At 62.6% G+C, this 14,588-nt stretch carries 14 protein-coding genes and 1 pseudogene; 6 read left to right on the plus strand and 9 right to left on the minus strand.

Features of this window, described 5'->3' with window-relative positions; genetic code table 11:
• The first annotated feature begins 28 nt into the window (after positions 1-28).
• Positions 29-955 (plus strand): carbohydrate kinase family protein, encoded by a 927-nt coding sequence (locus AC1DYK_RS09785; RefSeq protein ID WP_478166096.1) that lies wholly within the window; start codon positions 29-31, stop codon positions 953-955.
• 645 nt (positions 956-1,600) lie between these two features.
• Here AC1DYK_RS09785 and AC1DYK_RS09790 read toward each other — a convergent pair.
• Both AC1DYK_RS09790 and AC1DYK_RS09795 read right to left on the minus strand, forming a co-directional pair.
• Complete coding sequence (locus tag AC1DYK_RS09790; protein ID WP_478166097.1) at positions 1,601-2,635, minus strand: IS110 family RNA-guided transposase; 1,035 nt, start codon at positions 2,633-2,635, stop codon at positions 1,601-1,603.
• A gap of 166 nt (positions 2,636-2,801) precedes the next feature.
• Entirely contained in the window at positions 2,802-3,713 is a 912-nt protein-coding gene (locus AC1DYK_RS09795) for a LysR family transcriptional regulator (protein WP_478166098.1), read from the minus strand.
• A 111-nt stretch (positions 3,714-3,824) separates the two neighbouring features.
• Here AC1DYK_RS09795 and AC1DYK_RS09800 point away from each other — a divergent pair, with 111 nt between their 5' ends.
• From AC1DYK_RS09800 to AC1DYK_RS09815, 4 genes are all read left to right on the plus strand, one after another.
• Positions 3,825-4,391 (plus strand): ester cyclase, encoded by a 567-nt coding sequence (locus tag AC1DYK_RS09800; RefSeq protein ID WP_478166099.1) that lies wholly within the window; start codon positions 3,825-3,827, stop codon positions 4,389-4,391.
• A 78-nt stretch (positions 4,392-4,469) separates the two neighbouring features.
• A complete protein-coding gene (locus AC1DYK_RS09805; RefSeq protein WP_478166100.1) occupies positions 4,470-5,192 on the plus strand; it encodes an SDR family oxidoreductase in 723 nt (240 codons plus the stop codon).
• Positions 5,193-5,214: 22 nt separating this feature from the next.
• The gene (locus AC1DYK_RS09810) at positions 5,215-5,679 is read left to right on the plus strand and encodes a VOC family protein (RefSeq protein WP_478166101.1); all 465 of its coding nucleotides are present in this window, start codon (positions 5,215-5,217) and stop codon (positions 5,677-5,679) included.
• A 10-nt stretch (positions 5,680-5,689) separates the two neighbouring features.
• The gene (locus AC1DYK_RS09815; RefSeq protein WP_478166102.1) at positions 5,690-6,556 is read left to right on the plus strand and encodes a polysaccharide deacetylase family protein; all 867 of its coding nucleotides are present in this window, start codon (positions 5,690-5,692) and stop codon (positions 6,554-6,556) included.
• A gap of 146 nt (positions 6,557-6,702) precedes the next feature.
• Here the strand turns inward: AC1DYK_RS09815 and AC1DYK_RS09820 are convergent, their stop codons facing one another.
• Together AC1DYK_RS09820 and AC1DYK_RS09825 are read right to left on the minus strand one after the other, a co-directional pair.
• A complete protein-coding gene (locus AC1DYK_RS09820; RefSeq protein ID WP_478166103.1) occupies positions 6,703-6,894 on the minus strand; it encodes a CGNR zinc finger domain-containing protein in 192 nt (63 codons plus the stop codon).
• Positions 6,895-6,977: 83 nt separating this feature from the next.
• The gene (locus tag AC1DYK_RS09825; RefSeq protein WP_478166104.1) at positions 6,978-7,349 is read right to left on the minus strand and encodes a hypothetical protein; all 372 of its coding nucleotides are present in this window, start codon (positions 7,347-7,349) and stop codon (positions 6,978-6,980) included.
• 155 nt (positions 7,350-7,504) lie between these two features.
• On the opposite strand from AC1DYK_RS09825, the pseudogene AC1DYK_RS09830 reads away from it, so the two are divergent.
• Positions 7,505-7,954 (plus strand): annotated as a pseudogene (locus tag AC1DYK_RS09830) (Tn3 family transposase); the annotation flags it as partial.
• 150 nt (positions 7,955-8,104) lie between these two features.
• On the opposite strand, the gene AC1DYK_RS09835 reads toward AC1DYK_RS09830, so the two are convergent.
• The 5 genes from AC1DYK_RS09835 to AC1DYK_RS09855 form a co-directional block, all read right to left on the minus strand.
• A complete protein-coding gene (locus tag AC1DYK_RS09835; protein ID WP_478166105.1) occupies positions 8,105-8,635 on the minus strand; it encodes a MarR family winged helix-turn-helix transcriptional regulator in 531 nt (176 codons plus the stop codon).
• Positions 8,636-8,718: 83 nt separating this feature from the next.
• On the minus strand, positions 8,719-9,525 hold the full coding sequence (locus AC1DYK_RS09840) for an alpha/beta fold hydrolase (RefSeq protein WP_478166106.1): 807 nt from the start codon (positions 9,523-9,525) through the stop codon (positions 8,719-8,721).
• Positions 9,526-9,792: 267 nt separating this feature from the next.
• Positions 9,793-10,950: a xanthine dehydrogenase family Fe-S subunit gene (locus AC1DYK_RS09845; RefSeq protein WP_478166190.1), complete on the minus strand. Its 1,158-nt coding sequence runs from the start codon at positions 10,948-10,950 to the stop codon at positions 9,793-9,795.
• Between the two features lie 65 nt (positions 10,951-11,015).
• The gene (locus tag AC1DYK_RS09850; protein ID WP_478166107.1) at positions 11,016-11,867 is read right to left on the minus strand and encodes an FAD binding domain-containing protein; all 852 of its coding nucleotides are present in this window, start codon (positions 11,865-11,867) and stop codon (positions 11,016-11,018) included.
• The gene (locus tag AC1DYK_RS09855) at positions 11,864-14,245 is read right to left on the minus strand and encodes a xanthine dehydrogenase family protein molybdopterin-binding subunit (RefSeq protein WP_478166108.1); all 2,382 of its coding nucleotides are present in this window, start codon (positions 14,243-14,245) and stop codon (positions 11,864-11,866) included. The genes AC1DYK_RS09850 and AC1DYK_RS09855 overlap by 4 nt, the downstream gene beginning before the upstream one ends.
• Positions 14,246-14,588 lie beyond the last annotated feature (343 nt).

The following is a 14,588-nucleotide window of genomic DNA, read 5'->3' on the forward strand; positions in this document are numbered from 1 at the left end:
TTAGTGGAAACCCGAAGGAGACATCAATATGTTCGTGGTCTGCGGTGAAGCCCTGATCGACGTCTACATGGGCGAGCCCACGCCCACTGGCATGCGGCTCGATGCACGCATCGGCGGCTCGCCGCTCAACGTGGCGCAGGGGCTGGCCCGGCTGGAGCGGCCCGCGGCCTTCCTCTCTACGCTGTCGACCGACGCCCTGGGCGAGCGCCTGCTGGCATCGCTCGTGGCGGAGGGCGTCGACACCTCGCTGGTGTTGCGCAACGACGCGCCGAGCACGCTCAGCGTGGTCAGCATCGACGTCAACGGCGTGCCTCGCTACGACTTCCACGGCAACGGTGCGGCCGACCGGCGGCTTACGCCCGACATGCTGCCGGCGCTGCCGGCGGACACGCGGGTGCTGCAACTCGGCTCCTACGCGCTCGTGGTCGAGCCGGTCGGCAGCACTCTGCGCGCACTCGCGGCAACCGCCCGTGCGCGCTGCCTGATCGCCTACGACCCGAACGTCCGGCTCAATGTCGAACCCGACATCGCTCGCTGGCGCGAAGTGGTCGAGGGCATGGTCTCGCTGTCGCACCTGGTCAAGGTGAGCGAGGAAGACCTCGCCCTGCTCTACCCGGACGAAACGCCCGAGCAGGTGGCGCCGCGATGGCTGACGCAAGGCGCGGCACTGGTGGCCGTCACGCGCGGATGCGCCGGCTCGAGCGCCTGGACCGCTAAGGCGCGTATCGACGCGCCGTCCAGGCACGTGGAGGTGATCGACACCGTCGGCGCTGGCGACACTTTCCAGGCCGCCTTGCTGACCTGGCTCGATGAACACGATGCGCTCACGCCCGTGGCGCTGAGGGCGCTGGACGAAAGGCAACTGGAAGCGCTGCTGCGCTTCGCCGCGAAGGCTGCGGCCATTACCTGCTCCCGCCGCGGTGCCGATATGCCGAGCCGCGCCGAACTGCCCTGAACCGGTCCCAGGGCGTCCCGGGGCCGGCCGAGAAAGCCACCATGCCTCTAGGGAAATGCTTATATGGGCGAGCTATAGCGTGGCCGTCGCCGCCGTGGCGAACAAGCTGGCGCGAACGATCTGGGCAGTGCTGGCCCGCGGTCTAGCTTGGCGCCCCGGGGCTTGGCAGGCTGCGCGCTGACGAAGATTCCAGAACAACGTTTTTGAAGGAGAGCAAGCGACCACGCGTGTGATGGGACAGACAGGTCGGACCGGGGCGGGGACACTCCGATAGGGAACAAGAGCATCAAGCTCGTTGATCAGATGGGAACCTCGTCAGCGAAAACCATCAGGGCCGGCAGGCATATCAGCTTGCACAACAGGCCGGATAGATACATGGACGCCCCCAGTTTGCAAGGCTATGTCACGTTGCTGGCGAGCAGGAGAAGATTGCAGACATACATCCGACCTTCAGACGCATGAAGCGCTTCGGCCCTGATGGAATGCGCTGGCTGGCTCCTCAATAAGACTGCGAGCTCGAAGCTCGTTATATCCGTCAGGTTTGACCAGCCCCGGTCCTACCTGTATTGCCATCAACGATCGATTGCCATAGCAACCTGTGAGAGAGTCTTTACGTGATGCGCCGACGTTCGCGCGCTGCAAAAGCTACGAAGCTGCTGTCGGCGCATGCATGGGTTCATAGGCCTTGCCCGTGGACAGCAACGCCCACGCTAGCCGCGCGTTCTTATTGGCCATCGCCACGGCCGCAATGTTGTGATGTCGACGGCCAACCAACCTGCCCAGCCAGGTGTCGGCTCGGTCAGCTCGCGTCTTGGCCAACTGCACCAGCGCACGGCCCCCGTGGATCAGCAGCGTCCGAAGGTAGACGTCGCCGCGCTTGCTGATGCCCAGCAGCTTGGTCTTGCCTCCGCTGGAGCTCTGATGCGGCACCAGCCCGATCCATGCGGCGAACTGCCGCGCGTTCTTGAAGTTGGTCGGGTCGCCGGCGCTGGCCACCAGCGCGCTTGCGGTGATGGGGCCGATGCCTGGAATCGTCTCTAGGCGACGGCTGACCTCGTTGCCGCGATGCCATACCTCGATCTCCCTCTCGAGTTCACGGACCTGCCGGTCCAGTTCCTTGAGGTGCTGCAGCAGCCGATCAATCAGCAGCCTGAAGCGTCCGGGGAGCTCATTGCTGGCATCCTCAATCAGCCCTGGAACCGTCTCGTAGACATGACGAATGCCTTGGGGAATGATGAGCCCGAACTCAATCAGCAGCCCGCGAATCTGGTTTGCCTGGGCACTGCGTGCGTGGACGAAGCTCTCACGGGCCGTGTGCAACGCCAACACAGATTGCTGCTCGTGTGACTTTGCCGGAACAAACCGCATGTTCGGTCGGGTGACGGCCTCGCAAATAGCTTCCGCATCAAGCGCGTCATTCTTGTTGGTCTTGACATACGGCTTGACGAACTGCGGCGCCATCATCTTCACGCGATGCCCGAGCGCGGTGAGCTTGGCCGCCCAATAGTGCGCCCCGCCGCAGGCTTCGATACCGATCAAGCAGGGCTCCAGACGCGCGAGGAACGGTGCAACCTGGTTGCGTTTGAGCTGCTTGCGAAGTACGGGGACGCCGTGCTCGTTGATGCCGTGCACCTGAAAGACGTTCTTGGCGAGATCCAAACCAATCGTCGTGATCTTCATGAGCTGCCTCCGATATGCAGTGGGCAATATCGCCCGCTGACACTCTGGCAGCCGGCGAACGCCGGAGAAAGGGGGCGTCCATTCCAGTAAGACTGCAGCCCTGCCTCCTGCTTCTTCACACACACGAGTTACTTGCGATCCGGGAGGCGCCCATATAAGCGAATCCCTAGAGCGTCTGCCCATGCGCGAACTCCGCCACGAGCAAATCGACAAACATTCGCGTTCGAAGGGGCAGGAAGCGACGCGAAGCAAAGACCACCTGGATGGGTGCACTCTCGCCCGTCCAAGCCGTCATGACCTCGACCAGGCTTCCGTCTGCCAGCTCGGCCCCCACATCCCACACCGAGCGGCGCACCAACCCGAGCCCTGCGAGCGCCCAGTCGTGGGCCTGTTCGCCGTTGTCCGTGACCAGTTGTCCACGCACGCGAACGCTGGTCAGCGCGTCGTGGGGGCGCGCGGTCGGCCGGAATGCCCAGTCGGCAATCCCCGACGCGCTACGGGTCATGACGATGCAGTCGTGGGTCGCAAGATCGGCGGGCGTTTGCGGCAGTCCGCGGCGCGCGAGGTAGCTTGGCGCCGCGCACATCACGCGCCGGTTTGACGCTAGCGTGCGCACCACCAGCCGCGAGTCTTCCGCACCGCCGATGCGCACGGCGCAATCGAAGCCGCCCTCGATCAGGTCCACCACCGAATCCGAGAGCGAGAGGTGCACCGACACGCCCGGGTTGTCGCGCGCGACGCGGGCCATCGCTGGCCCGACCCAGCGGCGTCCCAACGCAACCGGCGACGACACGCGCAGCACGCCGCGCGGCGCGTGCGATCCGTGACCGATGACCGCCTCGGCTTCGTCCACGTCGGCCAGGATGGACTGACAACGCTCGAAGTAGATGGCGCCTTCGTCGGTCAACGCGAGCCGGCGCGAATTGCGGTGCAGCAGCCGCGTGCCCAGCGCCGCCTCGAGCCGCGCCAGGCGCTTGCTGCCGACGGCCGGTGAAAACCCCAGCGCGCGGCCCGCGGCCGAGAGGCTGCCGGCGGTCACGGTCTGCACGAAAAGCTTCATGTCGGCGAGTTCGGGCATCTTTTACCTTTTGGAATAGTCGCTTGTCAGTTAAAGGCTATTTTCTCCTAGAACGAAAAGAAAGACAGTGAACACCTTCGCGCCCCATCGCGCATCCACCAGGAGTTCTTCATGCTGTCTTCGTCCCCACCTTGCCGTCGAGCCGCCCGCGTCGCCCTTGCCATGGCCACGGTCGCCGCCCTCTCATCCCCCGCCTTCGCCGAAGCGCCCGCACCTGTGCTGCCCTCGCCCGCCCACGTTGTGCAGGACCGCTCGATCGCCGCATCGCAACGCGACGCCATGTCGCTGGCCGCGCGACGCTATCTCGCCTTCTGGGACACGGGCGACGAAGCCCAAGCCCGGCTCGCCCTGGCGCCCGGGTTCATGGACCGTACGCTGCCGCCGGGGCGCCCGCAGGGCGTCGAGGGCCCGCTGTTCGCATCGAGGAACTTCCGCGCGGCGGTGCCGGACCTGAAGGCCGAGGCCGAGGAGATGTTGCTGGTGGGCGACCGCGTGGTCGCGCGTCTGCGCTTTACCGGGCACTACACCGGCAGCTTCCAGGGCAAGTCAGGCAGCGGGCAACGGGTGGATTTCATCGCAACCGACGTCTACCGCATCGCCCACGGGCGCATCGCCGAGAACTGGCACCTCGAGGACAACCTGTCGCTGCTGCAGCAGCTGGGCGTCGTCCATCCCTGAGGCCGCGAGCACCCCCTCTCATCACGGATTCCGGAATCCGGATTCCGAAATCACAACCAACCATCGACTGGAGTACCCATGTCTTCCTCCCTTTCCGATCAGACCGTTGCCGTACTTGGTGGCAGCTCGGGCATCGGTCTTGCCGTCGCGCGCGGCGCACAACGGCTCGGCGCGCGCGTGATCGTCGGCGGACGCGACCCGCAAAGGCTTGCCGCGGCGGCGCGCGGGAACCCCGGCCTCGAGACCGTGACGCTCGACATCACCCAGGAAGCCGAGGTCGTCGCGTTCTTCGAGCGCCTCGGCGCGCTTGATCACCTAGTCGTGACAGCCAGTGCGTTGATCGGCTCGTCGCCGCTTGGCGCGCTCGACTTCGATGCAGCGCGTACGGCCTTCGAGGTGAAGCTGACTGGCAGCCTCATCGCGGCCAAGCATGCCGCTCCGCGCCTGCGCCAGGGCGGCTCGATCGGCTTCACCTCAGGCATGCTGGCACGCAAGCCCTCACCCAAAGCAGTCGTCAAGACGGCGATCAATGCGGCGCTGGAGGCCGCGACCCGGCAACTGGCGCGCGAACTGGCCCCGGTGCGTGTCTATGCGATCAGCCCTGGCCCGGTGAACACGCCGAGCTGGCGCCTGATGGATGACACCAGGCGGGCCGCCATGTTCGACAAGCTGCGTCAGACGCTTCCGGTGGGCTTCGCCGCAAGCGACGCCGACACCGCGGCCGGCTACCTGTTCGCGATGCAGGCACGTGCGCTCACGGGCGCCGTCATCGACCTCGACAGCGGTGCATTGGTCGCCTGATGCGACGGGGCCCCACGCCGCCATGACCACCTATCCCCGCAAGACGGTCGAAGCCGAGGCGCCGTCCCTCGACCATGTGCTTCTGGTCACTGCAGACGCACGGCCCACACTGTCGTTCCTCACCGAGGTGGTCGGATTGCGCATCGGACCGAGGCCGCCCTTTCGCTTCCGCGGATGGTGGTTGTATGCCGCAGACCGTGCGGTGGTGCACATCGCGCTGCGCGGGCCCGCCTCGGCGGACGAACTCTCCGCGCAGGTGGGCGCCCGCGCGGCTCGGGGCAGCGGGGGCGTGGTCGACCACATCGCCTTCCGCATGACGGATGCGGACGCTGTACGCCGCCGCCTGGACGACCGCGCGTTGCCCTACCACGAGGCTTTTGTTCCGCAAACGGGCGAGTGCCAGTTCTTCATCGCGATTCCCGACGGCCCCGTGGTCGAACTGGTCGCGGAATCACCCAATCCCCATCCTCTCCACTCCCTTCCCTGAAACGTCCTTCATGTCCCACTCCACCCAATCCTCAAACCATTTCTGGCCCAATGGCGCGCGGCTCGTGATCTCGATCTCCATGCAATTCGAAGCCGGCGCCCAAAGCGAGCACAACAACGGCGCGCCGTTCCCGCCGCTGGCCGAGGATGTGCCCGACCTGCCGGCACGCACCTGGTTCGACTACGGCGTTCGCGAAGGCATTCCGCGGATGCTGGACCTGTGGGACAAGCATGGCGTGAAGGTCACCTCGCACATGACCGGCCAGGCAATTGAACGCCACCCGGCGCTGGCGCGCGAGATCGTCCGCCGCGGCCATGAAGCGGCCGCGCATGGCCAGACCTGGACGCCGCACTGGACGATGACGGCCGAGCAGGAGCGAGCCTCTTATGTCGCCAACATCGCCGCCATCGAAAAGGCGACGGGTACGCGGCCGGTCGGCTTCAATGCCTTCTGGCTGCGCGGCACGCCCAGGACGCTCAGCATCCTGCAAGAACTAGACTTCACCTATCACATCGACGACCTGTCGAGCGACGAGCCGATGACCACCGAGGTCAACGGCAAGCCCTTTGCCATCGTCCCCTATACCTTGCGCAACAACGACATCGCACGCTATGGAGCAGAGGGCCCGCTGACGGCCTCGGTTTTCGGCCAGGAGCTCAGGGACGAGTTCGACCAGCTCTACGCCGAGGCGGGCGGACGGCGCCGAATGATGTCGATTTCCACGCACGACCGCATCGGTGGAACGCCGGCGCGCGTGAAGGTCATGGGCGACTTCCTCACCTATGCCAGCAAGCATCCAGACGTGGCCTTCGTGCGCAAAGACCAGATCGCGCAGTGGGCACTGTCGATGCCCAGCGTGCCTCGAACTTCCTACTAGACTAGCCTTGAGAGCCTTTTTAGAACGACCTCATGCAGGATCTGCTTGTCCATCTGTGGACTGCCTCACGTTCTACGTCCGCATCCATGCACGGGTGGCACCCCGTCGGGGCCCCTCACTGGCGATGCCCTCGTGCCGGCGATCAGTCAAACGCTGTCCAACAAGGCCGGAGGAAACCGCTGGCGATAGCGCGCGGAGGCCAAGCGAGCTCCGCAGGTTGACGAGCACCACAACCGATCGCCACGCCGACTGCGGTCAAGGAAGAGCACCGGACAGGTGGGACTAGCGCAGATCTTGATGCGGTCGCGCGAAACGGCGCGTTGCCGCCCTGCGTTCATGGCGCTAGCTGCGGCGGCAGCCAGAAGCAGCTCGACGGGATCGAGCTAACGATTGTCGAAAAAGCCGATCGCCGATCGCTCGCTCAACGGGCGAAACCGCCGACAAAGGCCGCGCCGCCACCGCCCCACGTGCCCCAATCGACGTTGTTCATCTCGTCGATCTGGGCCTCTCGCAGATCCTCGCTGTTCATGCGTTGTTGATATCGCATTTCCTGGTAGACCGAGTACTGTGCCGAGTTGCCGACCAGCGCCATTCCATTTGAGGAATCGCGCATCACGTAGTAGAGGCCTCCCTTGTACTTGACGGGCGTGACGGCGTCTTTGGGTAGCTTGGCGTAGAGCGCGGTCTGTTCAGGAGTGGTCGGTGAAACGATCTTGAAGCCCGCCGCGATTGCGATCTTGTCACGGTCCGGGTGGCCAGTTGCGCAGCCGGCCGTCATCGCAATCAATGCCATGGCGCAGATGCTCTTGAAGATGGTTGGAAGTGTTTTCATTGCTTTTCTCTTGGCGTTGGCGACAGGTGACTAGGCAGCGCAGCAGTCCGTTCTCTGTTCGATGCAGAATGCTCTGGGAGCTTGGCCTGCAATGTAACCTCTCTGCTGACGCGCACGCAACGGCCGACGCACGCGTCGACCCCCTCCTCCACAACTTGAGTGCGGGCTTCGCCGCCGTCGGCGAAGCCTGCGAGCAGGGTTCGCTTGAAGTCGATGTCCACGGCATGCTGCATCTTCCTGCCGTGATGGCCCTGCCTGAAGAGGGTGAGCCGCGGCGCTTGCGCGAGCTCATCTACAGGGAGATCGGCGACGTACAGTTCCCCGATGTCCTGCTGGAGATCGATTCCCAGTGCAACTACAGCGAGGCGCTCCTGGGCCACCGGGCGGAAACCGCCGCCGAACTGCTCGCGCGGTATGCCGCCCTGCTCGCTCATGGCACCGACATCGACGCCAAGAGCGTGGCGGCGATGATCCCCGGCCTGGACACGGCGTGGGTGTCCGTCGCGATGCGGGCGCTGGAGACACACGGGCGCTTCCGGCGAGGCGTGGTCGAGTTCCGGGGGCGCGATACGTGAGTCCGATAGAGTTCGAGAAAGCTGAAAAAGCTTAGGTCGTTGTCCACCGAACCGGCGGCAGCCCAGTGCGCGCGGCGAAGAACAAGCTCGGTCTAGCGGTCGTCATCAGATCCCGACCAACAAAAACCTCCACCAGACGACTCAGCTCCGTTTTTCCATTTTTTCATGGGCATCCACGAGCTGAGCAAGCAGTTTCATAAAAACGGCGCGATCGTCCGGAGACAGTGGCTCGATCAATAGCTCTTGAGAGCGGTGTATGCTTTCTTGCAAATCATTGATCAGCTTTAAGCCCTCCTTGGTAATCACCGAAAGTCTTGATCGACGATCGTCCGGATTTACTCGAGTCTCAACCAGTCCTTTGTCGACCAAACGCTTCATCACTTCGGCAGTTGTCGTGCGGTCCAGAGAAAGCTCTCGGCCAATTGCTTTCTGATCCAGCCACGGGTTCATCGACAGTGCTGTCAGCATGCCGACCTGAAGCGGCGTGATACTTTCTGACTTGCATAAATCGAAAAATATCGCCTGACCGATCTGAGTCAGTCGACGGATTAGAAAACCCGGACGGCGCCACATTGTTTGGCGCAGGGGGTTGAAGATCTCGGGGCCCGGGGGCTTTGGCGCATCAGTTGTGCCACCTGTCTTTTTTTTAGCGGGAGAGCGCTTGGTCGTCATCCTGTGATCGCAAATATCGTCATACGACGAGTGTATCGCCCCCTTGGGTTTGAATAAAATACCAAACTGCGCCTCAAGTTCTACTACAGCAAGTCGAACTTCAGGTACTCACCAAGAAGACGGAAAAAGTCCTCCTCATCATCCCACGGGATCATGTGGCCAGCACTGGCGGCTGTACATTGCACCAAGCCAGGCGCGAGCGTTCTGATCTCAGTCAAATCCTCCGGAAGCATCACCCCCCCTTTTCCCGCCGCCATGAGAAGTCCGGGTGTACGCAGCTTGAGTAGATCGGTGTGGATGTCGTCCTCGTGGAAGCCGACATGCGCCTGAATGATGGCATCTTCGTTGCACGTGTGGAGCCATTCGGCCCGCAACCGCAGTTGTTCCTCTGTCCAGGTTGGGGCGAAGGGCCGCAGTTCCTCGGCTGTTATGCCCTGCGCAGCCAAGCGAATAGAGTCCATATACCAGGTCAGCGGTACCGGGTAAGCCCGGCGACCGGGGCCGGACATCGGCGGATCCACTAACAACAGCTTGGCTATGCGCTCTGGGTTGAGCGTCGTAGCGCGAATCGCAACTCGGGCGCCCATCGAGTGGCCCAGCAGCGTCGCAGATGACCATGCCAGAATATCCAGTAGATCGAGCACGTCGGCCGCCATTGCATCAAGGCTTGCGATCATCCCAGGTGCACTAAAGGACAACCCGCGGCCCCGGAAGTCAAGGACATGCACGTCAAAGTGCCGCGCCAACCGCTCGGCAACGAAACCCCATGTGATTGCTGGACTCGTGATGCCCGGCAACAGGAGTAAGCGAGGGCCTTGTCCTCCATAGCGCAGCAGGTGCAAGCGCACCCCGTTGGCGCGTACGTGATAGCCATAAGGAAAGAAACTCATTGCGACTCCGTGATAATCCGCTCGTCCATACTCTATAGCTCCAACCAATCATTGAAACTCGCGGTGAATAACTCTCGCCCAACTGAACTAAGGGCGGTCGCCGCAACGGCAGCGAGTATCGCCAATCAAACGAGCCGCCCCAAGCGATCGTGGACCGCATCGATCCAACGTGACATCGCCAACATAGAATTCAAGTAACTATCTAAACTATGAGTTTGAATGTGGTTTGCATCGCATTTGGAATCAGAGCGGTCGGCGCGAGTCGCCTTAAGTCTGCGGGGGTTTTCCGAGCCAACTGCGGATGCGATTCCAGAGCACGCTCCACATCATCCCGGCGATCGACACCGTGGGCTGCGACTCGTTGGAAACGGCCGTTTGCCCGCCGAGCCGCCAAGTGATCTGCTTTCCGAAGTCCGCCACCATGCGACGCACGAAATCCTTTACGAGTCCGGAGCGCGAGAATTGTGCAAGCGGCCCCTGAAGGGCATAAATCATGTCCACGTGAACGCGAGTGTTGTCGGCCGACAGTGCCTCCAGCCTGTAGCTAATGTCCCCTTGGGTGCGCGACTTGCTCAGACTGTCTTGGCCGGCACCGCGAAGGACCGCACGCTTGGCGGCGTCGTCACGCTCCAACCGCGCTGCACCGGCGAAAGCCGCCGACATCGGGCCGAACTTGATGGCGATGGTGCCCTTCACCCTCTCCCCTTCGTGCGAGTCGATAGTCGCGCCGGGCAAGCAGGATGCAACCGCAGGCAGGTCGCCCATGAATTCCCACACTTGATTCAGCGGATTAGGCACGTCGAAATAGACTTCGATCGCATTCCCCTTGGCCTTGGCCTTAGCCATTGCTACCGGGTCGACTTCCGCCATCTCCGCAAGACCGTTCGAATCTGCAGTGGGCGGCTTGCTGGGCGAGTGAGATGGAAGTTCTGTCTGCCTTGGTGTCGTGACTCGGTTTATCGCGACAGATCGCGACGAACTCATTTTTTGTCGCAGCTTTTCAAATAGCACGTCGGGGGCGTCGCGCTGCTGTTGCAGCACGTCCAAGATGGCATCCACGATGCCCTGGTATCCAGTGCAACGGCACAAGTTCCCGGATAGCTCGAGGCGTACTCGCGCTTCGTCAGCTTCGGGCAAACGAAGCACGATGTCGCGCGCCGTGGTGAGCATCCCAGGTGTGCAGAAGCCACACTGCAGCGCGTGATGGCGCGTGAACGCTGGCCGCAGCAGTTGCATCACCGCATCATCGTCGTAGCCCTCGATGGTGGTGACCTCTTGGCCTTCACATGCCACGGCGAAAGTGATGCACGAACGCGTAGGTTGACCGTTGACGAGTACCGTGCACGCGCCGCAGACGCCGTGCTCGCAGCCGAGGTGAGTCCCTGTCAGGCGCAGTTCGTCGCGCAGGAAGTCGCCAAGATGCATCCTCGGCTCGGCCTCCCGGCTGAAGCTGCGGCCATTTACTTGAATGGAAATCGGGTCCAAGTCTTTTACTCCGCTTGTCTTAGGTCGGCAAAAACACCGGACTGCTCGAGCGCGCGCTCCACGCAGGCCGTGAAAAGCTTCAGATCGATGGTGTCGCGCTCGGGGAGTGCGACGCTGACGGCCGCTCGCAGCTGTTCACGCCCCGCAGCGCTGGCACCCTTGATCGCGATTTCAGCCGCGAGCTCACTCAGCAGAATGGGTGGACCGTCGGCGGCCCCTAAAACGATTCGCGCACTTTTGCGCGAGACATCGAAATAGACCGCTGCACTGGCTTCTGCAAACTCGCCTGGCTTGCGGCAGACCTTGTGGTATCCCCAATGCGTAGTGGGAGTCTCGGAAGGCACAGCGATGGAGACAATCAATTCATCGGACTCAAGCACTGTCGTGTAGGCGCCGAGCATGAGCGCGTGAGCCTCGATCGTGCGCTCGCCTCGCGGCGACCTAATCACGATGCGCGCACCGAGTGCCGCGAGCGTAACCACCCAGTCGGCCGCGGGATCGGCATGCGCCAAGCTACCTCCGACGGTACCGCGGGTACGGATCGCCCGGTAGGCGATCCCACTTGCGACTTGACGCATCGGATGTCCTGCCAGCGGCTGGTGTGCGCCATCCTCTACCTCGGCGTGCGTTACGGCAGCGCCGATTTCAACCCACCCAGCCTTGCGACTGACAGCGCGCAGACTTGGGATGTTCGCGACGTCGACCACTTGCGCCGGTCGCGCCAATCTCAGGTTGAGCATTGGACCCAAGGACTGACTTCCGCTCATCGCTTTCACAGTGCCGCCCCCTTTTGCCAGCACGGCAAGCGCCTCATCTACTTCGAGGACGCGTGTGTATGCGAACTTGGACGCCTTCACTTGACGCCCTCCTGTACCAGCTTTGAGCCTTCGAGGGCCTTGAGCAATCGACGCGGCGTCAACGGAGTCATTAGCACCTCTGCAGCACCAGTACCTCGCAAAGCGTCGTTCACGGCATTGAAGATAACCGCCGGCGGCGCGATCGCGCCACCTTCGCCCACGCCCTTGGCACCGAACTCCGTGTGAGGCGAAGGTGTCTCGAAGTGTTCGATGCGAATGCGCGGCACTTCCGTGGCGCCAGGCAAGATGTAGTCAGCCAGGGTGGAAGCCAACGGCTGGCCTTGGTCGTCGTAAGGACTCTCCTCGTACATCGCAGTGCCGATACCCTGAGCGATGCCGCCGATGGTCTGCCCCTCCACGATCATCGGATTGACCATGGTGCCGCAATCTTCGACGACGACATAGTCAAGAATCTCAACCTCGCCCGTCTCCGTGTCGACTGCAACAACGACAGCGTGGGTCGCATACGTAAAGGTACCGGTGTCGACTTTGGGCTTGTACGCACGCGAAACTTCCAGGCCACCGAGATGAACGCTCGCAGGCAGCTCCTGTGGCGTGAGGTACCACGCGCCCCCTACTTCAGACAGGGGAATCGACTTTTCCCCGGCGATAGCGCGCCCTTCGAGCAATGCGACCGTTTGCGGGTCGACGCCCATGAGATAGCCGGCGATCGACTGGATTCGAGGCAAAAGCTCCTTGCACGCGGTCGAGATGGCGCCCCCTGACATGACCGTTGCGCGAGAGGCGTAGGTTCCCGAGGAGAAGGGGGTAAGCGCTGTATCACCATGCACAACCCGAATTCGTGCGACCGGAATTCCAAGTACGTCATTGGCGATTTGCGCGAAGCTGGTTTCCATGCCTTGGCCATGCGAGTGCACGCCGACGCGCACTTCGAGCCCGCCATCCGCGGTCATCCTGACAAGCGCCTGATCAAAACCAGGCACCACTGGCAACCCCCAGTTGGCGAACACCGTGGTGCCGTGGGCAGATTGCTCGGTATAGGTTGCCGTCCCGAACCCGATCCGACGTCCGTCCGGCTCTCCGCGAGCCTGGCGCTCCCGGACAGCTGCGAGTCCAATCATCTCCACTGCACGGCGGAGACTCGCGGGAAAGTCGCCGCTGTCAAAGTGCTTGTTGGCCACATTGACGTAGGGCATTGCAGCGGCCGGGACCAAATTGTCCATCCGGACCTCCCAAGGCTCGCGCCCAACTTCACGCGCAACAGCATCCATGAGAAGTTCGATCGCGAAGCAAACGCCGGTGCGCGCCACGCCGCGATAGGCCATGAACCCTGGCTTGTTGGTCGCGACACATAGGGTCTCGCAGCGATAACCGCGAAAGGTGTACGGACCAGGCAGATTACCGATCGCTTGGCCGGGCTCCAGACCGACAAAGAAGGGATAGTAGGAATATGCGCCGCCGTCGATGGTGATGACAGCGTCCAACGCCAGGAGCTTTCCCGTTCGGTCCGCATAGGCCGTGAGCTGGTAGTGATGCTGCCGCGTGTTGGCACCGACGATCAGATGCTCGCGTCGATCCTCGAGATAGCGGAATGGCGTCCGATACGTCTTGGCCAACCAGGCTATGCACAGGTCCTCAGGGTAGAGCTGACCCTTGTAGCCAAAGGCGCCGCCGACGTCGGGCGACACCACGCGCACAGCCTCCTCATTCATCGAGAGGTGCTGGGCTATTCCGATGCGCAGCAAATGCGGAACTTGGGTCGCACTGACCACCACGAGTTGATCGGCCTGGAAATCCCAGTAGGCCAACACCGATTTTCCCTCTAGCGGCACGATGCACTGACGTGAGAGCTCGACCGTGCGACTGACTTTCACCTCCGCCTTCGCGGCAAGTTCATCGAAGTCGCGATTGGCCCGCAGCGTGAGAAATACATTGTCTTTCCACCCAGGGTGCAGGAACTCCCCCGTAGCCGCGAGAGAGGACTCAGCGCTGTGGTAGACGGGCAGCTCGTCATACGAGACCTGCACTTCCTCGAGTAGGTCTTCCGCCACTGCACGAGTAGGAGCAACAGCCATGGCGATGGCCTCCCCTACGTGGCGAACCTTGCCCGAGGCCAGCGGCGGCAACGCTGAGTATTGGTATGTAGGTAGCGAAGAAGGTGAACCGATGTCTGCTGCATCCGTCATCATCTCGCGCAGGAACACCTTCCCGGTAAGCTCCTCAGGAATCTCAACGCCAGTGATGCTGGCGTGCGCCAAAGGGCTGCGCAGGAACGCAACCTCCTGGAGGCCCGGCAATACGAAGTCACCAACGAAATTGCCTTTGCCTACCATATGACGCGCGTCCTCCTTGCGAGGAACCCGGGCTCCAATGCCCTCGCGCTTTAGCAGTCTCGCCGGAATGTCTGCTTGGTCCATGCGTTTCCTTTTCCTTAACTAATTTCCTTGTGCCGGACCGCACTGAATGTGCAGCGACCCAGCACGGTCTCCGCGATCCGAAACCAGCCGAACTGATCAGAGTCATACGCCACTGCCGCGCTCCCTGCAATCAAAGCGTGCCTCGCTCGTGACTGCATTCCACGTTCCGCATTTCTCACCGCATCGCCGCTCACCAATTCGACTACGCGCCCGCACAAGAACTCGACGTCGTCAAAGCCCCTGAGCGAACCGGTTTCCTCGAGCGCAGCGCGACCGGCTGTGCACGCGGCTCCGAAAGTACTGCGAATCCCCGCCACCCGCAATGACGATCTTGTCTAGCAAC

Source organism: Variovorax sp. P2_H12 (assembly GCF_056403395.1).